Source organism: Rhizobium sp. Root1334 (genome assembly GCF_001426665.1).
Taxonomy (GTDB): domain Bacteria; phylum Pseudomonadota; class Alphaproteobacteria; order Rhizobiales; family Rhizobiaceae; genus Pararhizobium.
In genome coordinates this window covers 1,409,967-1,432,486 of the sequence record NZ_LMEY01000001.1, presented here as the reverse complement: position 1 = coordinate 1,432,486, position 22,520 = coordinate 1,409,967, and the positions used below count along the sequence as shown (strand labels likewise).

Below are 22,520 nucleotides of genomic sequence, written 5' to 3'. Positions count from 1 at the left end.
GGATCAAGCTGGTAGAATGGATGTTTCATAGTGTACCGCAAATTCCGCGGTTGGCGGGATCGGCTTGATCACATCGATCAGCACGCCGTTCGGATCAGCAGTGATGAAATGCCGCTGGCCGAAATCCTCATTGCGCAGTGTGAGGAGGATTGGCAGCCCCGCCGCCTGAAACTCCATATAGAGCGCATCCGGATTCTCGACTTCGAAATTGAGGAGAAGCCCGGCAGCGGTGCCGCGTGATTTTTCAGGGATCGTCTGGTGGCTGCCGTCAAGAATGGCGAGTGTCACATGCTCGTTCTCTGTGGATTGCAGGTGAACATACCAGTCGGTCGTAAACTGCGCTGTGAAGCCGAAATGCCGGACGTAGAACTTGGTGGTGCCCAGAACGTCGCGGGTCATGATGACAGGATAGTAGCTGGTGATTTTCATCTCTTTTCCTCCGTGTGAAATTATCATACAGTCTGTATGTTTGTGCAAATAACATACATTCAGATTGTATGTAAAGGTGGGAAATGCGACGGACCAACAAGGAACGAACCGAAAGCATGCGTCTTGCCCTGATGGCGGCAGCGCGGCAGCTTTTTGTCGAGAAAGGCTATGCCGAGACGGCGACGCCTGACATCGCCAGCGCAGCCGGTGTCACACGCGGCGCGCTCTATCATCATTTCGAGGACAAGAAGGCGCTGTTTGCAGCCATCGTCGCAGACGAGGCGCGTCAGGTGGGGGCAGAGATCGAGGCCTCGGCCGCTGGCTTGAGCAATGCGCGGGACGCTCTCCTCACGGGTGCACGCGGTTATTTCGATGCAATGGCCGTGCCTGGCCGCACACGGCTTCTCCTGCTCGATGGGCCTGCCATTCTCGGCCTGCCCAACCTGCAGGTTATCGATGCGGAGCATGTCGAGGCAAGCCTGAAGGCTGGCCTGGCAGATCTGTTTTCGGCCAACGGCAAGGACGTCGCACTGCTTGACGCCTTCGCCCAGCTATTGTCCGCATCCTTCGACCGGGCGGCGCTGGCCATCGAAGCAGGCGGCAGGCGCGACCACTATGAGGCGGCGATCGCCGCCCTGATTGACGGCATTTCCATCAGATGATCTGAGCTGGCAGCTCGACCAGCGGTGCGGGCATCTCGCTGGTCTTCTCCGCCGCCTTGCAGATATCGGCAATCACGCAACGCTGGCATTCCGGCTTGCGCGCCTTGCAGCAATAGCGCCCATGCAGGATCAGCCAATGATGCGCATGGTAGAGATAGTGATCGGGGATGATCTGCATCAACTGGTGCTCAATCTCGTCCGGGGTTTTCCCCGGCGCTAGACAGAGCCGGTTGGCGATGCGGAAAATATGGGTATCGACAGCCATGGTCGCCTGCCCGAAGGCCATGGAGAGAACCACATTGGCAGTCTTGCGGCCAACCCCAGGTAACGTGATCAGTTCCTCGCGGGTGCGCGGCACTTCGCCGCCAAAATCCGCGATCAGTTTTTCACTGAGCGCAATGACGTTCTTGGCCTTGTTGCGATAAAGCCCGATGGTCTTGATGTAGTCGCGAACGCGCTCCTCTCCCAGATCAACCATCTTTTGCGGTGTGTCGGCGATGGCAAAAAGCGCCCGCGTCGCCTTGTTGACCCCTGCGTCGGTCGCCTGCGCCGATAGCGCCACCGCAACGACCAGCGTAAACGGATTGACGTGCTCTAGTTCACCCTTCGGCTCGGGCCGCTGGATCGAGAAACGCCGGAAGATCTCCTCGATTTCCGCCTTGCTGTATATCGTTTTCGGCTTCGTTCTGGAGCGGCCGGTTGTCGCAGATTTTGCTTTCGCCGGCTTGATTGCTGATTTTGGCTTCACGTTTTTCATCCTGCATCTATAGTCATTCGTCATGAACGATGGCAACGCCGAGAGTGTCAGGGAAGAACAGCCGGTTTTCGCAGCCGAGCTGACGCCATACCGCTCGCTCGGGATCAGGGGCTTCAAGGTCTTCCTGTTCATCGCCGCCCTGATGTGTCTCGTCCATATCTTCGTTTTCGTCGTCATCGGCGCCTGGCCGATCGTCTTTTTCTTCGGGCTGGATTTCCTGCTTCTGTTCGGCGCCTTCTGGCTGAACTACCGCTCCGCCTGCGCCCGCGAGGAAATCCGCGTGTCCCGCACCGATGTCTGCGTACGCAAGTTCAACCCGGCAGGCCGGATGACCGAGCATCGGTTCAATCCCTTCTGGACGCGGTTTAACATTTCGCGCCATCAGGAGATCGGCATCGTCTCGATGCAGCTCAGCGACCGGCAGCGAACCACCGATATCGGCTCCTTCCTCAACCGCGACGATCGCGAGACATTTGCCACGGCCTTTTCCGGTGCGCTGGCGACGGTGAAACGCCGGTAGATCAAGAATCGGGTGGCGATACCCTGGTTGGAATGATTATCTCTGGCATCAAGGAGATACGACCATGGACATCAAGACATCGAAGCCTACCGATATCACGCCGCACGGCAGCGATTACGAGACGGTCAGCCGTGTGGTCGAGTTGCTGACCGAAAATTACCGCGATCAACCATCCCTCGATGCCATTGCCAGTGATCTCGGCCAGTCGCCGACGCAGCTGCAGAAAACCTTTACGCGTTGGGCGGGCTTGTCGCCCAAGGCCTTCCTTCAGGCTGTGACGCTCGATCACGCCAAGCGCCTGTTGCGTCAGGAGGAACTGCCGCTTCTGGAAACCAGTTTCGAACTCGGCCTGTCAGGCCCGTCACGCCTGCATGACCTGTTCGTCACGCATGAGGCGATGTCGCCCGGCGAGTGGAAACTACGCGGCGGCGGTCTAACCATCCGTTACGGGTTCCATCCGTGCCCGTTCGGCGTGGCGCTGGTGATGGTCACCGATCGCGGCTTGGCCGGTCTGGCCTTCAACGATGCCGGCGATGAGAAGGCCAGCTTCGAGGACATGGCCAGCCGCTGGCCGAATGCGCAGTTCATAGAAGACAGTGCGGCGACCGCGGGTTACGCGGCCCGGATTTTCGATGCCAGGGAATGGAGTGCTGAGGAACCGCTGCGTGTCGTGTTGATCGGCTCCGACTTCCAGATCCGCGTCTGGGAATCGCTGTTGAAGATCCCGATGGGCAAGGCCGTCACCTATTCCGACATCGCCTGCGATATCGGCCAGCCCACCGCCTCGCGCGCTGTCGGTGCTGCCGTCGGCCGCAACCCGATCTCGTTCGTCGTTCCTTGCCACCGGGCGCTCGGCAAAAGCGGCGCCTTGACCGGCTATCACTGGGGTCTTACCCGCAAGCGGGCGATGCTCGGCTGGGAGGCCGGCAAGGTCTGACATGAAAAGGGCCGCTTGCGCGGCCTTCAGCCAAATCAGGAGAACATAAACGCATCAAGCGCGATCCGCCGGAGGCAGGGGCGTTGCCGGTGCGTTAACTTATTGGATAATCCATGAGGCATTCTCCTGATGGTTGTAAATCGTTCGGTGCTGATGGTGCAACTATCGAGCAAGAAACCTAGTCAAAACACTCCAGTTTTGCGCCAGGTAGAGCAGGAGCGGCATGGTCTATTTTCTCAGCCACAAGAGCGAAGAGGTTTACAGTTACATTTACCGAGCCCTGGATGGTGATGTTGACAAGATTCGGCCCATCGATGTCACGCGGGATGTTGGCGTTCGCATTCGGCCCAACTACTCGTATTACGGCCGGCCGATCGAGGTGGCACATGTTCCAACGAAGATCGAACTCTCAGGGCCGAAGCGGCCGATTCTGGATATCTACGATGCCTTTGGATTGGCCGTGAGTGTGAAGATCAAGGACGTCATCGAGAACTTTGAACCAAACGTCCATCAGTTCTTTCCCATCGAGTTTGTATGGGAGGATGGCAGTCATGCGGCGCACCGCTTCTGGTTTGTTCCCTGCAACCGCCTGGATACGGTTGATCGCGCCAAGACGACATTCGAGTTTCGCAATCTCTGGTTCCTGGACGGCAGCAAGAAAGAACTGGTCTTCAACCGGTCGCAGATTGGCGGCCACCATGTCTGGATTGATAAGTTCATCGTTATGCCGAACCCGGGAATCAGCGAGGCACTGAAAGCAGCCTTTGATGCAGCCGGCATTACCGGCGCGCACTATCAGCATTTTCCTGAGACTGACTGACTTAAGGACAAACAGGAGCGTGTCATTCGCGTCCGTAAAATTGCGGAACCCGCGGCGGAACGCGAACGATACCAAGTCAGCGCATTTCCGTCGCAAAAAGTCAGGCGCCAAAACCCGGTTTTTGCGACGAAGTGACGTTCACATTCAAGTTAAGGGCCAGCCTTTCGAGCGGCCCTTTTCAGTGAATTCATCCAATCGCAACGCTCAATGGGCGCCGGACATGTCGCCGAGCACTTCCTTGGAAGCGACAGTGGAATCCGCCTTCAGCTTGTAGACCATCGGCACGCCGGTCGCGAGATTGACCGAGAGGATCTGTTCGCGGTCCAGCCGGTCGAGAACCATCAGCAGCGAGCGCAGCGAGTTGCCGTGTGCGGCAACCAGCACCTTCTCGCCGGCCAGCACGCGCGGCAGGATGTCGGTCATGTAATAGGGCCAGACGCGGGCGCCGGTATCCTTCAGGCTTTCGCCGCCTGGCGGCGGGACGTCATAGGAACGGCGCCAGATATGCACCTGCTCTTCGCCCCACTTGGCGCGGGCATCGTCCTTGTTGAGGCCGGAGAGATCGCCATAGTCGCGCTCGTTGAGCGCCTGGTTCTTGATGGTTTCCAGATCGGGCTGGCCGAGATTGTCGAGGATGAGTTTCAGCGTGTGTTGGGCGCGGGTGAGCACCGATGTGAAGGCGACGTCAAACTTGATGCCATAATCGGCGAGCGCCTTGCCACCGGCATTGGCTTCTTCGATGCCAAGCGGCGTCAGGTCAGGATCCTTCCAGCCGGTAAACAGGTTCTTCAGGTTCCAGTCGCTCTGGCCGTGACGCACAAGGACGAGGGTGCCGCTCATAGAAATTCCTCCGGGGAGTTTTAAGGGATCAGGACAGCCCGAGCACGTCGAGCATGGAATAGAAGCCGGGTTTCTGGCTGCGTGCCCAGAGCGCGGCTGTAATGGCGCCACGGGCAAAGATCGCCCGGTCGGTCGCAGAATGGGACAGCGTCACCTGCTCGCCTTCGCCGGCAAGGATGACGGAATGTTCGCCGATGACGGAACCGCCGCGTAGCGTGGCAAAGCCGATGGTCCCGGCGACGCGGGCGCCGGTATGGCCGTCGCGCACCCTGACCGAATGGTCTGCGAGGCCGATCTCGCGGCCCCTGGCGGCCGCTTCACCAAGCAGCAGCGCCGTCCCAGAGGGCGCGTCCACCTTGTGCCTGTGGTGCATCTCAAGGATTTCGATATCCCAGCTTTCCGGCCCGAGCGCGCGGGCGGCCTGTTGCGTCAGCACGCCGAGAAGGTTGACCCCGAGGCTCATATTGCCGGATTTGACGATGCGGGCATGGCGGGCGGCAGCCTTGAACTTTTCTTCATCCTCCACCGAGCAGCCGGTGGTGCCGATGACATGAACGATGCGGGCCTGGGCTGCGAGACCGGCAAAATCCACGGAGGACGCAGGCGCGGTGAAGTCGAGTACGCCTTCCGCTTCGACAAAGGCTTCGAGCGGCTTGTCGGTAATCACGACGCCGGTTGGTCCAAGCCCGGCAATCTCGCCGGCGTCACGGCCAATGAAAGGCGAGCCCGGTCGCTCGACGGCGGCAAAAACGGCCGCGCCCGGCATGGCATTGATGGTGCGGATCAGCGTCTGGCCCATCCGGCCGGCGGCTCCAACCACAACAAGTTTCATGTCTGTCCCGCTCATGCCAGTCTCATTTCCTCAAATCAGTGTTTCGGCGTCCGCAACCGGTTGTGGCCCTGCGCTGCCTTGCAGATTATGCAGGCGAGCGTAGAGGCCGTCACTGCGCCGCGCAAGCGCCTCATGCGTGCCTTCCTCGGCGACGATCCCGTCCTTCATGACGATGATCTTGTCGGCATTGACGACGGTCGACAGGCGGTGGGCGATGACCACGACGGTACGGCCGCTCATGGCGTGATCGAGCGCCTTCTGCACCGCTGCTTCCGATTCGGTATCGAGCGCGGAAGTTGCTTCATCAAGAAGCAGGATAGGGGCGTTTCGCACCAATGCGCGGGCGATCGAAAGCCGCTGCCGCTGGCCGCCGGAGAGAGTCACCCCGTTTTCACCGACTGCGGTGTCGTACCCCTGCGGCTGCATGCGGATGAAGTCATGCGCATAGGCCAGTTTCGCGGCTTCCTCGACTTCCGCATCCGTGGCTGTGGGGCGGCCATAGCGGATGTTGTCGCGGATCGAGCCTTCAAACAGGTAAGGCTGCTGCGAAACATAGGCGAGCCCGTTGCGCAGCGATTGCTTGGTGACATGGGCGATGTCCTGCCCGTCGATCAGGATCTCGCCGCCGGAAGGATCGTAGAAACGTGGAATGAGACTGATGACGGTCGATTTGCCGGCGCCGGATGGCCCGACAAGCGCTGTCGTCTTGCCGCCTTCTGCGACGAAGCTGACACCCTTGAGGATTTCGTCACCGTTGTTGTAGGAGAAGCGGACGTTCTTGAATTCGATAGCCGCCGCTGCGAGCTGCAGAGGGCGAGCATCCGGAAGGTCTCGCTGATGCGGGACCATATCGAGGATTTCGTAGATCATCCGCGCATTGACAACGGCGCGCTCCAGCGAAACCTGTAGCCGTGCCAGGCGCCGGGCCGGGTCATAGGCCATCAGCAGCGCCGTCACGAAGGAGAAGAATGCTCCGGGCTGCACGTCGTCATAGATCGACCGGAAGGCGGCGTAGGCCAGCACGCTGGCAATCGCAAAGCCGGCAAAGGTCTCGGTCATCGGCGCGGTGCGTTCGCTGAGGCGGGCAATGCGGTTGGCCCGGTTTTCGGCCCGGTCGATGATCGTCTCGACCTTGGTTCTCAGTTGATCTTCCATCGTAAACGCCTTGACGATGGTGATGCCCTGAATGGTTTCCTGCATGGCGCCGAGCACGTGGCTATTGATCTCGACCGATTCGCGGGTCGCCTGCCGCAGCCGGCGCGAAATGTAGCGAAGACCGATCAGCAAAGGCGGCGCCACGACGAAAACGATCAGCGTCAGCAGCCAGTCCTTGCTGATCATCACGCCGATCAGGGCCACCAATGTCAGAAAGTCGCGTGCGAGCGACGTGACCGTCATGTTGAGCACGTCGCGAATGCCGGAAACGTTCTGGCTGATCTGGGCGGAGATGCGGGCCGAGCGCGTATCGCTGAAGTAACCGACACTCAGTGCCATCAGGTGCGAGTAAAGCCGCCGCTGGTAGCTGGCGACGATATTGTTGCCGATCTTCGATAGCGCAACGGCCTGACCGTATGTGGCAAAGCCGCGCAGCACGAAGGCAAGAAAGATCGCACCGCAAATATAAACGACGATGTCTGCGCGCTTGTTGGCGAAGGCTTCGTTGACGACCGATTCCATGATCCAGGCGGTAAAGGCGGTCGTGCCGGCGACGACGGCGAGGCAGATGATGGCGAAGATATAGCCACGCAGATGAGCGCGCCCGTTTTCAGCGATCACGCGCTTGAGGACGCTGGTAATGGTCTCACGATCGACTGCTGGGAGCTTTGTCTTGGCTTGCTTCAAGCTGGTTTCCTTAAAACCCGGCGCGCCTCTGAGGCGCCTTATTTCACCGGGCTCTATAGTACCTTGATCCCCGTTTGGCGAGTCTGGGCCGCTGTGGCGGCATCAAGTTCTCCAGCGCCGTCCCTCCGTTGCCACACCGAAGCGTGACGGCGTGCGCGAATAGGCGGCAAGACCGGAAAGGGCTGCGGTCGGATGGGTGACCACGAAGGTTGGGATGGTCTTGAGCAACGCCGAATGGGGTGCCTTGTCTTCGAAGGCCTGGCGGAACTCCGGTTTCTTCAATGCCGGCAGGATCTTTTGCGAAATGCCGCCGGCAAGGAAGACGCCGCCGCGCGCCATGAAAATCATCGCCATGTCACCGGCGACGCGGCCGAGATAGGTCGAAAACAGCGAGATGGTCTCTTCCGCTGCCGCATCGGTGCCGGCCAGTGCATTGGTGGTCACAGCGGCCGGATCGGCAAGTTTTGGATCCCACGCCTTTGATTCGCAGACGGCGCGGTAAATGTTCATGATGCCACGGCCGCAGAGCAGTTGTTCGGCGGAAATGCGTCCCTCGATCGGCTCGAGGAAAGGCCAGATCTGGTAGTCGCGTTCCGTACGCGGGCCGACATCCACGTGGCCGCCTTCGCCGGGAACCGGAAACCAAGTGTGCTGGGCGTGGACAAGGCCTGCGACGCCAAGACCGGTCCCTGGCCCAAGCACGGCGCAGGAGGCGGATTCGAGAATAGAGCCGGGGCCGATCTGTTCCCGGCCCTCGTCGCCGATCGAAGCGATGGCAAGCGCCTGCGCCTCGAAATCGTTGATGATGATCACGTCTTCCAATGATAGCGCCGTCAGCATGTCCTTCGGCTTGATCACCCATCCGGCATTGGTAAGCGGGATCTCGTCGCCTTTGACCGGGCCTGCCACCGCGATGATCGCCGAGCGCGGCTGGACGGAGGTCTTGTCCAGAATGCTGGTCTGCAGCGCTTCCTCGATGCTGGCGTAGCTGGTCGTTGGAATGATCGGAAACAGCTTCGGTTCGGCAAAGGCGTCGATCAACAGCGCGAAACGGGCATTGGTGCCACCAATGTCGCCGATCAGGATCGGAAAGGTGAGGCCGCTGTCGGTATCTGGGAGCGTGGACATGGAAGGTTCCGTTATGATCGTGCGGACTGAAGGCTGGAAAAGAGCTGTATCAGGGTTGGTTGAAGTCGATCAACCGTTCTGCCGTCGCCCGGTTCAGCGCCATCGGGATGTCGTAGACGGTGGCAAGCCGCATCAGCGCCTTGACGTCGACATCATGCGGCATCGCGGTCAGGGGATCGGTGAAGAAGATCAGCATCTGCACGTCGCCGGTGGCGATCATCGCCCCGATCTGCTGGTCGCCGCCGAGCGGGCCGCTTTTCAGCCGAGTCACGTCAAGGCTTGGACAGGCCTCCTGTACCCGGCCGCCGGTCGTGCCGGTAGCAACGATTCTCCAGCCGGCAAAGACGGCTTCATTGGCCTGCGCAAACGCGGCCATGTCGTCTTTCTTCTGATCGTGCGCAATCAGCGCCACGCATTTCTGGCTGGTCATCACAGAACTCCCGGCGTCATCCAGATCAAGAAAAGTCTCGAATTAAATCGATTTGATTTTCTCTATAGCACTGCTCGGCAGTTGAAAAGCACCGAACTGTACAGTGCCCTAAGCCTATTGCAGGGCAGGACGGGCCATGGGAACTGGAATGTCGTTGTCCGGCAGGTCGTTGTTGGCAGCATGAATGGCCTGCTGGATCGCCGCGTCGCCGGCCGTTGGCTGCGGTGCCACATAGGCCGAGCCGAAGGTGGCCGCCTGTTCCGAGGCCGCGGGCGCTGCGAGCAGGGCCGTGCAGGCTTTCGGCAGGTCCGACAGGGTTGTGAAGCGCGGCTTCACCGGCTTTGCATTCGGGTCTTTTTTAGGTGCTGCCCACGGCTCCTTGGTAAACCACCAGGCAAGTGATTTGTCGCATCCGTCACCGCTTGCAACAGGCGCCTGCGCTTTGCAGCTCGGCGTGCCCGGCGGGCAGAACATACGAATATGGAAATGCTCGTCATGGCCATAAACGGGGCGCACTTTGCCGAGCAGGTCGCGATCGCCGGTCCATGTATCACAGAGCTTCTTCTTGATCGCCGGGTTGACGAACACGCGCTCCACCTGCGGATAGCTTGCCGCCTGCATCACCAGTCTGGCATGGGTCGGCGTCCAGCGGTCGGGATTGACGGTCAAGAATTTCTTCTTGTCGAGCATCGAGATGAACGGCATGTCCTCGCGTGTCTGCGCGGAAAGCGGCTGTGAGGGCTTGGGCTGAAACCAGATATCCGCGTCGAGCCCGATCTGGTGCGAGGCGTGTCCGGTAATCATCGGCCCACCGCGCGGCTGCGAAATGTCGCCGATCAGGATACCGGAGCCCCAGCCGAGCTGGACGGCGTCTTGCGAAAATTTCTCCAAGAGCTGGATCATTGCCGGATTGCCCCAGCGGCGGTTTCGCGACAGGCGCATCGCCTGCCAGGTCGGCCCATCGGTCGGGATCGCCACGGCCCCGGCCATGCAGCCCTTGGCGTAAAATCCGATCGGGTTTGGCGCTGCTTCGCTTGGGAGCTGAACCTTGCCGAAAATCTGCTTGGCCGGCGTATCGTCAGCCGCCGCTGTATCGCCTGCAACAAGGCTCAGCCCGATCATCCCTGCCAGCGCCGCCGATCCGAGATGCCGAAGAAAACCTGCCTTTGTCGATGTCATATGCCGTCCGTTTCCTGATAGCGCGTGGCCGTCCGCGCAGAAGCGGCGCCAGCTGCGATTTGCGTGCCAACCCTGACACACTGTCTTTGTGTCAGCCTTGCGGGACACGCAACCGTGACCCAAAAAAACGGTCCGATTTGAGGCAGCTTCTGTCAATTGCCTGCATTTTGCCTATTCTGTCGTTCAAGCAGCGAAAAAATGAAAAACGGAAGAGGCGAATTGGCATGATTCTCAGACGCGCATTGGCTTTGGCAGCAACCATCCTTCTGGCAACGGGACCGGTGGTGGCTCAAGAGCCAGTCTGGCATGGCGGCATTTCCACGATCGGTGAGCTGAAGCACAAGGACGGTTTTGCCCGCTTCGATTATGTCAATCCAGATGCGCCCAAGGGGGGCGAGCTGAAACTTTCCGAAACCGGGACTTACGACACGTTCAACCCGATCCTGTCCAAGGGCGAGGCGGCGTCCGGTGTCGCGTCGCTGGTCTTCGACACGCTTTTAAAATCCGCTGAGGACGAGATCACCGCTTCCTACGGACTGCTCGCCGAGGGCGTCGCGTATCCGGACGACTTTTCCTCCGCCACGTTCCGGTTGCGTGCTGAAGCCAAATGGGCGGACGGCAAGCCGGTGACGCCGGAAGACGTCATTTTCTCCTTCGAGATGTCGAAGGAACATAACCCCCTTCTTTCCAACTATTACCGTCATGTGATCTCGGCTGAAAAGACCGGCGAGCGCGACGTTACCTTCCGCTTCGACGAGAAGAACAATCGCGAACTGCCAAACATTCTCGGCCAGTTTTCGATCGTGCCGAAACATTGGTGGGAGGGCGAGGACGCGAAGGGCAACAAGCGCGATATCAGCCGTACGACGCTGGAACCGGTCATGGGCTCCGGACCTTACAAGATCGCGTCGTTCGACGCGGGCAATTCGATCCGCTTCGAATTGCGTGACGACTATTGGGGCAAGAACCTGAACGTGAACGTTGGCCAGAACAATTTTGCCGCGATCACCTACACCTTCTTCGGCGACAGGACCATCGAGTTCGAAGCTGTCCGCGCCGGCAATGTCGATTTCTACCGGGACAACAGCTCCAGCCACTGGATGACGGCCTATGATTTTCCCGCCGTGAAGGATGGCCGCATCATTCGCGAGGAAATCGCAAATCCCCTGCGCGCCACCGGCATCATGCAGGCCTTCGTACCGAACATGCGCCGCGAAAAATTCAAGGATCAGCGGGTGCGCGAGGCGTTGAACTACGCCTATGATTTTGAGGGTCTCAACCGCACTCTCGCCTATAACAGGCTCAATCGCATCGACAGCTATTTCTGGGGCACCGAGCTTGCCTCCTCAGGCTTGCCGGAGGGCCGCGAGAAGGAAATCCTGGAGGAGTTGAAGGACAAGGTTCCTGCCGCTGTTTTCACCACGCCCTATACGAATCCGGTGGCCGGCGATCCGCAGAAGGCGCGCGAGAACCTGCGCAAGGCCATGATGCTCTTCAAGGAGGCGGGCTACGAGCTGAAGAACAGGAAGCTGGTGAACACAAAGACCGGGGAACCTTTCGGTATCGAGATCCTCCTGTCCAATGCGTCCCAGGAGCGCACCGTCCTGCCCTACATCAAGAGCTTGAATGATATCGGCATCGATGCCCGTATCCGCACGGTCGACGCCTCACAATATACCAATCGCGTCAGAAGCTTCGACTATGACATGATCTACGGCATCTGGGCGCAGACGCTGGTGCCGGGCAACGAGCAGAGCGACTACTGGGGCTCCGCCTCTGTCGATCAGCAGGGCTCAAGAAACTATGCGGGCATCGCCGATCCGGCAATTGACGAACTCATCCGCAGGATCATCTTCGCGCCAAACCGGGAAGAGCTGGTGGCAACCACCCACGCACTCGACCGTGTGCTGCTCGCCCATCATTATCTGGTACCGATGTTTTATTCCAAATCGGTGCAGGTCGCCTATTGGAACCACCTGACTCATCTGCCGGATTTACCCTACTACAGCATGGGATTCCCGGATGTCTGGTGGTCGAAAAATGCCGCAAAATAAGCTGGGGGTTGCGCCGGAAGGCTGGCTGGGTTCCATATAGCGATGACGAATCACCCCCGCCGCTTGCCGGCGGGGCCTGCCGGTCCGCAAGCTATGCGCGGCGGCAAAACGGGAAGGGTTGGGCTTGACCGACTTGAAATCCACGCGGCGTGCGAAAGCACTTCCAGCAAAAGGGCGCAACGGTTTTGCGTTCGCGATTGCACCGGCACAAAAAGACCGGCAGCAAATCCTGGCGGGTAGCCGCTGATGGGTGCCTATATCCTGCGACGCCTTCTCCTGATGATCCCGACGATCGTCGGCATCATGGCCATTTCCTTCGCCGTCATCCAGTTCGCGCCTGGCGGGCCCGTCGAGCAGGTGATTTCCGATCTGACGGGCCAGCAGGGCGGCGACCGGTTGTCCGGGAGCAGTGGTGATTTCGGGCAGTCGTTCTCCGATGATTCCTCGGGTCGGTATCGCGGCGCGCAGGGCCTTGACCCGGAATTCATCAAGAAGCTGGAAAAGCAGTTCGGCTTCGACAAGCCACCGCTCGAGCGCTTCGGCGAGATGATGTGGAATTATATCCGCTTCGATTTCGGCGAAAGCTTCTTCCGCAACACGTCTGTGGTCGATCTGATCCTCGACAAGATGCCTGTCTCGATCTCGCTCGGCCTGTGGATCCTGTTGTTTTCCTACGCGATTTCCATTCCGCTGGGGATCAAGAAGGCCATTTCCGATGGTTCGACCTTCGATGTCTGGACGTCAGGCATCATCATCGTCGGCTATGCGGTGCCCGGCTTCCTGTTCGGTATCCTGCTGATCGTGCTGTTTGCCGGCGGTTCGTTCCTTGACTGGTTCCCCTTGCGCGGCATCGTCTCGGATAATTTCGCCCAGTTGAACTGGTGGCAGAAGATTCTCGACTATTTCTGGCACATGACCCTGCCGCTGATCACGCTGTTGATGTCGGCATTCGCGACGACGACGTTGCTCACCAAGAATTCCTTCATTGATGAGATCAAGAAGCAGTATGTCACGACTGCGCGGGCGAAGGGGCTTAATGAGCGCCAGGTTCTCTACGGTCACGTCTTCCGCAATGCCATGCTGATCATCATCGCCGGTTTCCCCGGAGCGTTCATCACCGCCTTCTTCACCGGCTCGCTTTTGACGGAATATATCTTCTCGCTCGATGGCCTCGGCCGCCTCGGCTATGACGCCGTCGTCAAGCGCGATTATCCAATCGTCTTTGCAACGCTCTACATCTTCTCGCTGATGGGCCTGTTCGTCAGCCTGCTGTCTGACCTCGTCTATACCTGGGTCGATCCTCGCATCGATTTCGATAGGAGGGACGTCTGATGGCTGCTGACATCGTCTCCACCGATCCAATTCTTGCGACCGGCCGCACCGGCCGTCTGTCGCCGGTCAACCGCCGCCGCTGGGATAATTTCAAGGCCAACCGTCGCGGCTTCTGGTCGTTCTGGATCTTCCTTGTTTTGTTCGGCCTCAGCCTGTGCGCCGAGTTCATCGCCAACGACAAGCCCATCCTGGTGTCCTACAAGGGCGAACTGCTGGTCCCGGCGCTGGTGCAATATCCGGAAGAGAAATTCCTCGGCGACATGGGGTTCCTGGCGATCACCGATTACGGCTCGGCGGAAATCTCAGATGAGATCAAGGCCAACGGCTGGATGATTTGGCCACCGATCCGCTATTCCTACCAGACGGCCAATTCCAACATTCCTCACTCGGCGCCTACCAAGCCGTTCTGGCTGATGGACAAGGCCGAGCGCTGCTCCGGCTATCCACAAGGCGAAAACGATCCCGGCTGCACGCTCGGCAATCTCAATTGGCTGGGCACCGACGATCAGGCGCGCGACGTGGCAGCGCGGATGATCTACGGCTTCCGCATCTCCGTGCTCTTCGGCCTGTGCCTCACGATCGCGTCCGCCATCGTCGGCGTTACTGCTGGCGCCGTGCAGGGGTATTTCGGCGGCTGGACGGATCTTCTCTTGCAGCGCTTCATCGAAATTTGGTCGTCTATGCCAGTGCTCTACATCCTCTTGATTATCGCCGCGATCCTGCCGCCGGGCTTCTTCATCCTGCTCGGGATCATGCTCCTGTTCTCGTGGGTTGGCTTTGTCGGTATTGTCCGGGCCGAGTTTCTGCGGGCGCGAAACTTCGAATATGTGCGCGCCGCCCGCGCGCTCGGCGTCAACAACCGGACGATCATGTTCCGTCATCTTCTGCCCAATGCCATGGTGGCAACACTGACTTTCTTGCCGTTCATTCTCTCCGGCTCGATCACGACGCTGACGTCGCTGGATTTCCTCGGCTTTGGCATGCCGCCGGGTTCTGCCTCGTTGGGCGAGTTGATCAGCCAGGGCAAGTCCAATCTGCAGGCGCCGTGGCTCGGGTTGACCGCCTTCGTGGTGATGTCGGTGATGCTGTCGCTGCTGATCTTCATCGGCGAAGCCGCCCGCGATGCCTTCGATCCAAGGAAGACTTTCCGGTGAGCGCGACGATGACAGACACACTCCTTTCCGTGCGCAACCTCTCTGTCGCCTTCCATCAGGGCGGCAAGACGACGACGGCCGTTGATGGCGTTTCCTTCGACATCAAGCGTGGCGAAGTGGTCGCGCTGGTCGGCGAATCCGGCTCGGGAAAATCGGTCTCGGCCAATTCCATCCTCAAGCTTCTGCCTTATCCGTCGGCCAGCCATCCGAGCGGTGAAATCCTGTTTAATGGCAAGGACCTGATGACGGCGTCCGATGCGGACCTGCGCCAGGTGCGCGGCAACGACATCACGATGATCTTTCAGGAGCCGATGACGTCGCTCAATCCGTTGCATTCGATCGAGCGGCAGATCGCCGAAATTCTTGATTTGCACCAGGGCATCACGGGAGCGGCAGCACGCGCCCGGGTGTTGGAATTGCTCAATCAGGTCGGCATTCGCGAGCCGGAAAAGCGCCTTGCCGCCTATCCGCATGAGCTGTCGGGCGGCCAGCGCCAGCGTGTGATGATCGCCATGGCGCTCGCCAACCGTCCGGAGCTTTTGATCGCCGACGAGCCGACCACCGCGCTCGACGTGACGGTGCAGGCGCAGATCCTGGCGCTGTTGAAGACGCTCAAGGATGAGCACGGCATGTCGATGCTGTTCATCACCCATGATCTTGGCATCGTCCGCAAGATCGCCGACCGTGTCTGCGTCATGACCAAGGGCAAGATCGTCGAAACCGGCCCGACGGCGGAGATTTTCGCCAATCCGCAGCATGCCTATACCCGCCATCTGCTCGCCTCCGAGCCGAAGGGCGTGCCGCCGGTCTCCGATACGTCGAAGCCGGTGGTGATGCAGGCTGAGGATATGAAGGTTTGGTTCCCGATCAAGGCCGGCTTCCTGCGCAAGGTCGTCGATCATGTCAAGGCCGTCGATGGTATCGACCTGACGCTGCGCGCCGGCCAGACCCTTGGCGTCGTCGGCGAATCCGGTTCGGGCAAAACGACGCTCGGTCTCGCATTGACACGCCTGATCTCGTCCAAGGGCCGTGTGAGCTTTATCGGCAATGACATCGCCGGCTATTCGTTCAAGCAGATGCGCCCGTTGCGCAATCGGATGCAGATCGTTTTCCAGGATCCCTTCGGTTCGCTCAGCCCCCGCATGGCCGTCAGCGATATCATCGCCGAGGGTCTGAAGGTGCATGAGCCGTCGCTTTCCGAAAAAGAACGCGATGCGCGCGTGGCTGCGTCGCTCGAAGAGGTGGGTCTCGACGCGGCAACCCGCTGGCGTTATCCGCATGAGTTCTCCGGCGGCCAGCGCCAGCGCATCGCCATTGCCCGCGCCATGGTGCTGAAACCGCAATTCGTCATGCTCGATGAGCCGACCTCCGCTCTGGACATGAGCGTGCAGGCGCAGGTGGTTGATCTCTTGCGCGATCTGCAGGCCAAGCATTCGCTCGCTTATCTCTTCATCAGCCATGACCTCAAAGTCGTCCGCGCCCTTGCCAATGACATGATCGTCATGCGGCTTGGCAAAGTGGTCGAGCAGGGCCCTTCCGAGCGTATCTTCACCGCGCCGCAGGAAGATTACACCAAAGCGCTGATGGCTGCCGCCTTCAACATGGAGGCGGTCGATGTGCCCGCCGTCCGCCAATAGAGACCGTTGTCATGTCCGCAAAAAGCCCCGTCATCGTCGATCTGAAGTTCATTCCGCGTGAAGTCGAGGACGGCCTGAAGGGTGCGTTCCCGGGACGCGAGGTTCTGAACCTCGCCGATCCCCAGCATAAGGGCCGCGATCTCTCCGGCATCGATTACGCGGTCGTCTGGAAATCCGATCCGGATCTGTTTTCCCGCGCACCGGATCTCAAGGTGGTGTTCTCGGGCGGTGCCGGCGTCGATCACGTGCTGACACTGCCGGGCCTGCCCGATGTGCCACTCGTCCGCTTCGTTGACCGCAGCCTGACGACGCGGATGAGCGAATGGGTCGTGATGAACTGCCTGATGCATCTGCGCCAGCACCGGGCCTACGAGGCGCGTGCCAAGGCGCATGTCTGGGAGGATCTCAGCCAGCCGGAAGCCGCTGATGTGACCGTCGGTGTCATGGGTCTTGGTGTTTTGGGGCAAGATGCCATCCGCAAACTCGGTGTCATGGGCTTCAGGACGATCGGCTGGTCACGCTCGAAGAAGACGATCGATGGCGTTGAAACCTTTGATGGCTACGCGCTGGATGCCTTCCTGGCCAGAACCGATTTCCTCGTCAGCCTGTTACCGCTGACGGCCGAGACCAGGGGCATCCTGAATGCATCGCTGTTTGCCAAGCTCAGCCGCAAGGGGCCTTTGGGCGCACCGGTCGTGATCAACGGCGGCCGTGGCGGCAGCCAGGTCGGTACCGACATCATCGCTGCCCTGCAATCCGGCGTATTGGGCGGCGCCTCGCTCGATGTGTTCGAGCAGGAGCCGTTGGATCGCGACAGCCCGTTCTGGGAGATGGAAAACGTCTATGTCACGCCGCACGTGGCGGCATCCTCGGATGTGAAGGCGCTGTTTGTCCATGCCGAGCAGCAGATGGACCGCTTTGAAAGCGGCCTGCCGCTGGAGCATCTGGTCGATCGCAAAGCCGGCTATTGATCTCTATCGATCAGGGCCGGCGGAAACCCGTCGGCTTGTTGTAGAGCCAGCCGATCCGCTGGATCGATTCTTCAAGACCCTCATGCGAAACGGTCATCGTATGGCCGTTGGCATGCAGCAGCGTCTTGTCGTCCTCCATGATCGCCACGTGGCCTTTCCAGAACACCAGGTCGCCGCGGGTAAGCTCGCTACGGTCGATTTCGGTGCCAAGGCCCTTGGCCTGCATGTCGGTGTCGCGCGGCGCGGTCTTGCCCGCCATCATCATTGATAGCTGCACCAGGCCCGAGCAATCGATGCCGAAGCCGGAGCGGCCGCCCCAGAGATAGGGAGTTTCAAGAAACCGTTCGGCAATGGCGACGTAATCGCCCGACAGCGGCTGGCCCACTTCGGCGCAATGGTTGGCAATCACCGCCTGTCCGCCTTCGAGCAGGAAATAGCGCGTGCCGCGGGTTTCGCGCTCATCGATGACGGCGATCCGGTTGCCCATCGACAAGGCCTGCACGGTCGGGAATTTCAGGTCCGGCCCGGAATAGATGAAGGTGCGCGGGGCGGTGATAATATGTGTCAGGCTGCGTACCACCGGCGAGACCGCATAGTCCGGGATGTAGCCGACATAACCGTCGAAATCCGCCTTCACCCAGGCCCAGCCCGCATCCGTGTCGAGCACCCGCACGGTCTCGCCCAGCAGCAGTTCGGTATCGGTGCCGCATTCGAGCTCCGGCCTTGCCCGCATCTGCACAACGGGCACACAAATCAGCCCCGGAGAGCCGCTGACATAGCTGGCGGCTTCGACGGTGCCACGCAGGCCTTCCTCGGCAAGGTCGGTACGGTAGGCGTTCAGGCGGCGGTCTGGAAGATCAAGCATGGGTTCTCAGATAGACAGTTTGCGTCCCTGATCAATGATCAGATCGCCAAGTTTTTCAAGATAAAGCGCACCTTCGACCGTGCGCTTGATGATCACATTGCGTTTGTCGCGCTCGTCGCGGCTCCGGGTCACGAGCCCGAGATCGCCCATCGTGTCGAGCGCCCGGGTGATGACCGGCTTGGTCACACCCAGAATTCCGGCAAGGCCGCGCACCGTGTGCGGCGGCGGAACGAGATAGATGTGCAGGAGAATGGAAATCTGCCGGAGCGTCAGGTCGCGATTGTCGATCCGCACCTGTTCCAGCGAGACGCTGTGCCAGAGGTTCAACGCCTGCGAGGCTGATAATTCCACCGGCATCGGACGCCCTCGGTTCAATCGGCGAGAATTTTAGCCCCAGACCGTTACGGAACCGTTTCTTTTCGTGGCACTCAAATCCGCGTGAGCGCCTTTTCGATCCTTGCCAGATGCGCCGCGCGTTGCGCCGGTGTTACCCGGTCCATGTCGTGCAGAGAGAGCATCCGGAACTGGACATCCTTCGCGCAGAAGGCGGCAATGCCGCGCTTCAGCAGGCGGCGCACCGGGTTGCCCATATAGAGCTTGACCACCCACCAGGGCGAACCGGTCGTCGTCAACGCCCAGAACTGCTTGATATTGGTGAGGCGCGGTATGATCCGTCCGCCAGCCTGATCGTGATCGAAGGCGACACCGGGCGCAAAGACCCGGTCGAAGAAGCCCTTGAGAATGGCCGGAAAATTGAACCACCATTGCGGAAAGACGAGGATCAGCCCGTCGGCCGCCCTCAGCCGCGCAACGATGGCATCGACGGCAGAGGTGTCATAGGGCATGTCGAAGTAACCGCGCCGTTCCTGTTCTGTCAGCCGTGGATCGAAACCCTCCCGGTAAAGATCGAGCAGATCGACACTGTGGCCGGACTTCTCCAGTGCAGCTTTCGCCGTTGTAGCAACGCTTGCGGCAAAACTGTCGATCAGCGGATGGGCGAGAACGAGGAGAATGCGCATGCTAGAACAGGCTACCCTGTTTCGGCGGTGCCGCAGCCACCGGCTTTTCGGCGCGTTTCTTTGCCGGCTGAGGCGGCGGCGTAGCGCTCCCTTCGGTCGTCAATGCATTGATAGTGTCGTCTGCGAATTGAATTTTAATAGCTTGGTTCAAAGAGAGCGCAGAGGCGGCTCCGATAAGTGCCCCAGTTTCGTCGCGGATAAGCGCATAGCCGCGCTTCAAAACACTTCCGTACGACATTGATTGCAACATGCGGCCATGTGCCAATAGGATACTGCGGCGACGCCGCAGGTCGGCCAGAAGCGCGCTGTCGGCTCTGCCGGAAAGGCTTGTGAGGCGATCCTGCGAGCGGTGAATCTGGCCCAACAAACGGGCGGGCAGGGTGCGCAGGGCCGCATCGGCGGAAGAGACCCGCGAGGCGGATCTCTGTAGCAAACGCTCGACGATCCGTTCGGCGCGGATCATCCGCTCAGTGAGCTTCTGCCGCCGTTCATTGATCCGGGTTGAAAGAACGTCGGGCCGCAGATGCGCGGCAATGCGCTCGAAACTCCGCCGCTTGTTGGCGGTGTTCATCTGCAAGCCGCGGCCGAGTCCCGCCGAGGCTTCATCGAACCGGCGGCGCGGCAGAGCCAGCAATTGATCGAGCGAGGGCAGCGCACGGGTGAGCGCCCGCACGCTCTGGCGGCGATTGTCCATCTGCCGCCCGACAGCAGATTTGAGGCGGGCAGACAGTGCCGAAACAGCAGCTTCCAGATCGGCCTTCACCGGTACGGCCATTTCCGCCGCCCCGGTCGGTGTCGGCGCCCGCTGGTCGCTGGCATAGTCGATCAAGGTCCAGTCGGTCTCGTGGCCGACGGCGGAGATTAACGGGATCTGCGAATTTGCCGCCGCCCGCACCACGGCCTCGTCGTTAAAACTCCAGAGATCCTCGAGGCTGCCGCCGCCACGCGCAACGATGAGCAGATCGGGCCGGGCGATCGGCCCACCCGGCGTAAAGGCATTGAAGCCTTCGATCGCCGCAGCCACCTCATTGCCGGAGCCTTCGCCCTGCACCCGCACCGGCCAGACGATGACATGCACAGGAAACCGGTCGGAGATGCGGTGAAGGATATCGCGGATGACAGCGCCGGTGGGCGAGGTGATGACGCCGATGACTTTCGGCATGTAGGGCAGCGGCCGCTTGCGCGCCGGATCGAACAATCCCTCGGCGCCGAGTTTGCGCTTGCGCTCCTCGATCAGCGCCATCAGCGCACCGGCGCCTGCGGGCTCCAGCGTTTCGATGACGATCTGGTATTTCGACGAGCCGGGGAACGTTGTCACCTTGCCGGTGGCAATCACTTCCATGCCCTCTTCCGGCCGGAACTTCAGCCGGCTCATCGTGCCCTTCCAGATGACGGCATCGATCCGCGCCTTGTCGTCCTTCAAGGCGAAATAGGCATGGCCGGAGGAATGCGGTCCGCGATAACCGGAAATTTCGCCACGTACCCGCACTTGGTCGAAAGCCTGCTCGACCGTGCGCTTGATCGATCCGGATAGTTCGGAGACCGAATACTCGGCGAGATTGGAGGGCGAATCGGATTCGAAGAAGGAGCTCATTGTTCTATTTTGCCGCGCCGGGCAGCGGATGGCCAGTCTCTGACACCGATCTCAACAAAGCTTTCACCATACCTGTCTTTTCTCAGGTTCCAGGCTGGCCTCATCGGCACCGGAACGTTGAATTTTAAGGCAATTTTAGCGCCTCCGCCCCAGTGTCGCCGCATTGAGTTATAGGCGGAGGGTCGGATGATCATCTTGACCGCATTTGCAATCGGATTGTTGGCAGCGGCCACGCGCTCGCTGATCTGTTATGTGATGACACCCTGGCTGATCATCGCAGCCTTTGCTCTGGCGGCGGTCTGTTCGTTGGGGAACGTGTCGCTGCTCGCACTGGTTCTGGCGATCCTGTCGTACAATGCAGGTGTCGTGGCGACGTTGCTGATGGCGCTGGTTGTGGAACTTCGCACCGAGGCATAGACCGCGCGGTCAGGACACGGCGGATGAAAACCCGCCGCGTTGCCACCGGCGGGTTTACGCTTGTCGGGAAGTGGCTCAGACAGGCTCCCAGCCATCCTTCTCACTGGCGCGGTAGATGGCGTCGATGAGCTTCTGGTTGTTGACCGAGCTTTCCAGCGTCACCACCTCTTCCTTCTCCCCCTTTGCCGCACGCGAAAAGGCCTCGGCCTCCAGCTTGTACTGACGCGCATCCTGGAAGCGGAAAAGCTGCGACTGTGAATGGTTCTGGTTGGTCAGTTCCAGTTCCTCAGCGCCGTAACGGTCGGCGTTGAACGGTGACTTGACCTCGATGAACCCCTTGTCGCCGTGGAAGACCATGATCTGGCGGGCGGCGAGCTGGGTGGAGATGTAGAAGCTCAGTTCGAAATCGCCGAAATCGGCGCGCACGCTCGAATAGATGTCGGTGCCGAACTCCGGATCGCGGTCGGTGTTCGCCTGGACACGAAGCGGCTCCTTGCCCGTGACGAAGCGGGTCGAGATCGTCGGGTAGACGCCGATATCCGGCAGTCCGCCGCCGCCCAGTTCCGGCTTGTTGCGCATGTTGCCGGCATCACGGTTGTAGTAGGTGAAGGCACCCTGGACATGCCGCAGCTTGCCGATAGCGCCTTCGGAAAGCAGCGAGCGAACCTTGCGCCAAACCGGGCTGTAGGTGACCATATAGGCTTCCGAGACCAGCACCTTGTTGCGGTCGCGCGCCTCGATCAGGGCATCGATCTCAGAGGCTTTCAGGGCGATCGGCTTTTCGCACAGCACATGCTTTCCGGCATTGGCAGCCTTGATCGTCCATTCGACATGCTGCGAGGTCGGCAGCGGAATGTAGACGGCGTCGATCAGATCGGAGGCAAGCATGTCCTCGTAGGAACCGAAGGCATGCGGCACCGAAAAGCGGTCTGCCATCTCACGCGCCTTGGAAAGGTCGCGGCTGGCGATCGCCGTCACGACGCAGTTTTCAGCGTCCTGAATGGCTGGAACAACGAGTTCACGGCCGATCTTGGCCGTCGATAGAATCCCGAAACGCAACATGATTTTGTCCTCTCCGTTTGGCGGCACAGTATCCCCGAG

The 22,520-nt window shown here is 60.1% G+C and carries 24 protein-coding genes; 11 read left to right on the top strand and 13 right to left on the bottom strand.

Going from position 1 to position 22,520, the window contains the following annotated elements; translation table 11 throughout:
• Nucleotides 1–3 precede the first annotated feature (3 nt).
• On the bottom strand, nt 4–429 hold the full coding sequence (locus tag ASD36_RS07020) for a VOC family protein (protein WP_060502910.1): 426 nt from the start codon (nt 427–429) through the stop codon (nt 4–6).
• A gap of 83 nt (nt 430–512) precedes the next feature.
• Between ASD36_RS07020 and ASD36_RS07015 the strand changes: the two genes are divergently transcribed.
• Nucleotides 513–1,091, top strand: coding sequence for a TetR family transcriptional regulator (locus ASD36_RS07015; RefSeq protein ID WP_060502909.1), 579 nt, complete (start codon nt 513–515; stop codon nt 1,089–1,091).
• On the opposite strand, the gene nth is transcribed toward ASD36_RS07015, so the two are convergent.
• A complete protein-coding gene (gene nth / locus ASD36_RS07010; protein ID WP_060502908.1) occupies nt 1,084–1,848 on the bottom strand; it encodes an endonuclease III in 765 nt (254 codons plus the stop codon). The genes ASD36_RS07015 and nth overlap by 8 nt on opposite strands.
• Before the next feature lie 22 nt (nt 1,849–1,870).
• On the opposite strand from nth, the gene ASD36_RS07005 reads away from it, so the two are divergent.
• From ASD36_RS07005 to ASD36_RS06995, 3 genes are all read left to right on the top strand, one after another.
• Nucleotides 1,871–2,368: a DUF2244 domain-containing protein gene (locus tag ASD36_RS07005; RefSeq protein WP_060502907.1), complete on the top strand. Its 498-nt coding sequence runs from the start codon at nt 1,871–1,873 to the stop codon at nt 2,366–2,368.
• A 64-nt stretch (nt 2,369–2,432) separates the two neighbouring features.
• Nucleotides 2,433–3,305, top strand: coding sequence for a bifunctional helix-turn-helix domain-containing protein/methylated-DNA--[protein]-cysteine S-methyltransferase (locus ASD36_RS07000; RefSeq protein WP_060502906.1), 873 nt, complete (start codon nt 2,433–2,435; stop codon nt 3,303–3,305).
• 223 nt (nt 3,306–3,528) lie between these two features.
• The gene (locus ASD36_RS06995) at nt 3,529–4,125 is read left to right on the top strand and encodes a DUF1629 domain-containing protein (RefSeq protein ID WP_060502905.1); all 597 of its coding nucleotides are present in this window, start codon (nt 3,529–3,531) and stop codon (nt 4,123–4,125) included.
• A 204-nt stretch (nt 4,126–4,329) separates the two neighbouring features.
• Here the strand turns inward: ASD36_RS06995 and ASD36_RS06990 are convergent, their stop codons facing one another.
• The 6 genes from ASD36_RS06990 to mepA all read right to left on the bottom strand — a co-directional run bounded on the left by ASD36_RS06990 (nt 4,330) and on the right by mepA (nt 10,376).
• Nucleotides 4,330–4,965 (bottom strand): 2,3-bisphosphoglycerate-dependent phosphoglycerate mutase, encoded by a 636-nt coding sequence (locus ASD36_RS06990; protein WP_037103805.1) that lies wholly within the window; start codon nt 4,963–4,965, stop codon nt 4,330–4,332.
• Nucleotides 4,966–4,993: 28 nt separating this feature from the next.
• Nucleotides 4,994–5,812 carry a 4-hydroxy-tetrahydrodipicolinate reductase gene (gene dapB, locus ASD36_RS06985; protein WP_060502904.1) on the bottom strand — a complete coding sequence of 273 codons (819 nt, stop codon included), beginning with the start codon at nt 5,810–5,812 and terminating at the stop codon, nt 4,994–4,996.
• A 15-nt stretch (nt 5,813–5,827) separates the two neighbouring features.
• The gene (locus tag ASD36_RS06980) at nt 5,828–7,639 is read right to left on the bottom strand and encodes an ABC transporter ATP-binding protein (RefSeq protein ID WP_060502903.1); all 1,812 of its coding nucleotides are present in this window, start codon (nt 7,637–7,639) and stop codon (nt 5,828–5,830) included.
• Nucleotides 7,640–7,741: 102 nt separating this feature from the next.
• Nucleotides 7,742–8,767 carry a glucokinase gene (locus tag ASD36_RS06975; RefSeq protein WP_060502902.1) on the bottom strand — a complete coding sequence of 342 codons (1,026 nt, stop codon included), beginning with the start codon at nt 8,765–8,767 and terminating at the stop codon, nt 7,742–7,744.
• 49 nt (nt 8,768–8,816) lie between these two features.
• The gene (locus ASD36_RS06970) at nt 8,817–9,197 is read right to left on the bottom strand and encodes a methylglyoxal synthase (RefSeq protein WP_060502901.1); all 381 of its coding nucleotides are present in this window, start codon (nt 9,195–9,197) and stop codon (nt 8,817–8,819) included.
• Between the two features lie 114 nt (nt 9,198–9,311).
• Nucleotides 9,312–10,376, bottom strand: a complete 1,065-nt coding sequence (mepA, locus tag ASD36_RS06965; RefSeq protein WP_060502900.1) for a penicillin-insensitive murein endopeptidase — start codon at nt 10,374–10,376, stop codon at nt 9,312–9,314.
• Nucleotides 10,377–10,600: 224 nt separating this feature from the next.
• On the opposite strand from mepA, the gene ASD36_RS06960 reads away from it, so the two are divergent.
• The 6 genes from ASD36_RS06960 (at nt 10,601) to ASD36_RS06940 (ending at nt 17,524) form a co-directional block, all read left to right on the top strand.
• A complete protein-coding gene (locus ASD36_RS06960; protein ID WP_060502899.1) occupies nt 10,601–12,430 on the top strand; it encodes an extracellular solute-binding protein in 1,830 nt (609 codons plus the stop codon).
• A gap of 124 nt (nt 12,431–12,554) precedes the next feature.
• Nucleotides 12,555–12,677: a hypothetical protein gene (locus tag ASD36_RS31665; RefSeq protein ID WP_277995987.1), complete on the top strand. Its 123-nt coding sequence runs from the start codon at nt 12,555–12,557 to the stop codon at nt 12,675–12,677.
• Nucleotides 12,677–13,762: a microcin C ABC transporter permease YejB gene (locus ASD36_RS06955; protein WP_060502898.1), complete on the top strand. Its 1,086-nt coding sequence runs from the start codon at nt 12,677–12,679 to the stop codon at nt 13,760–13,762. Before ASD36_RS31665 ends, ASD36_RS06955 begins: the two co-directional genes overlap by 1 nt.
• A complete protein-coding gene (locus tag ASD36_RS06950; protein WP_060502897.1) occupies nt 13,762–14,916 on the top strand; it encodes an ABC transporter permease in 1,155 nt (384 codons plus the stop codon). Before ASD36_RS06955 ends, ASD36_RS06950 begins: the two co-directional genes overlap by 1 nt.
• An 8-nt stretch (nt 14,917–14,924) precedes the next feature.
• Complete coding sequence (locus tag ASD36_RS06945) at nt 14,925–16,553, top strand: ABC transporter ATP-binding protein (protein ID WP_060502980.1); 1,629 nt, start codon at nt 14,925–14,927, stop codon at nt 16,551–16,553.
• Nucleotides 16,554–16,564: 11 nt separating this feature from the next.
• Nucleotides 16,565–17,524 (top strand): glyoxylate/hydroxypyruvate reductase A, encoded by a 960-nt coding sequence (locus ASD36_RS06940; RefSeq protein WP_060502896.1) that lies wholly within the window; start codon nt 16,565–16,567, stop codon nt 17,522–17,524.
• A 10-nt stretch (nt 17,525–17,534) separates the two neighbouring features.
• Here the strand turns inward: ASD36_RS06940 and ASD36_RS06935 are convergent, their stop codons facing one another.
• The 4 genes from ASD36_RS06935 to xseA all read right to left on the bottom strand — a co-directional run bounded on the left by ASD36_RS06935 (nt 17,535) and on the right by xseA (nt 21,002).
• Nucleotides 17,535–18,389: an NlpC/P60 family protein gene (locus tag ASD36_RS06935; RefSeq protein ID WP_060502895.1), complete on the bottom strand. Its 855-nt coding sequence runs from the start codon at nt 18,387–18,389 to the stop codon at nt 17,535–17,537.
• 6 nt (nt 18,390–18,395) lie between these two features.
• Nucleotides 18,396–18,746: a MarR family winged helix-turn-helix transcriptional regulator gene (locus tag ASD36_RS06930; protein ID WP_060502894.1), complete on the bottom strand. Its 351-nt coding sequence runs from the start codon at nt 18,744–18,746 to the stop codon at nt 18,396–18,398.
• 71 nt (nt 18,747–18,817) lie between these two features.
• Nucleotides 18,818–19,408, bottom strand: a complete 591-nt coding sequence (locus ASD36_RS06925) for an NAD(P)H-dependent oxidoreductase (protein ID WP_060502893.1) — start codon at nt 19,406–19,408, stop codon at nt 18,818–18,820.
• 1 nt (nt 19,409) lies between these two features.
• Nucleotides 19,410–21,002 carry an exodeoxyribonuclease VII large subunit gene (gene xseA / locus ASD36_RS06920; RefSeq protein WP_060502892.1) on the bottom strand — a complete coding sequence of 531 codons (1,593 nt, stop codon included), beginning with the start codon at nt 21,000–21,002 and terminating at the stop codon, nt 19,410–19,412.
• 186 nt (nt 21,003–21,188) lie between these two features.
• On the opposite strand from xseA, the gene ASD36_RS06915 reads away from it, so the two are divergent.
• Nucleotides 21,189–21,419, top strand: a complete 231-nt coding sequence (locus ASD36_RS06915; RefSeq protein WP_060502891.1) for a hypothetical protein — start codon at nt 21,189–21,191, stop codon at nt 21,417–21,419.
• 75 nt (nt 21,420–21,494) lie between these two features.
• On the opposite strand, the gene ASD36_RS06910 is transcribed toward ASD36_RS06915, so the two are convergent.
• Entirely contained in the window at nt 21,495–22,481 is a 987-nt protein-coding gene (locus ASD36_RS06910) for a Gfo/Idh/MocA family oxidoreductase (RefSeq protein WP_060502890.1), read from the bottom strand.
• Between the last annotated feature and the right edge of the window lie 39 nt (nt 22,482–22,520).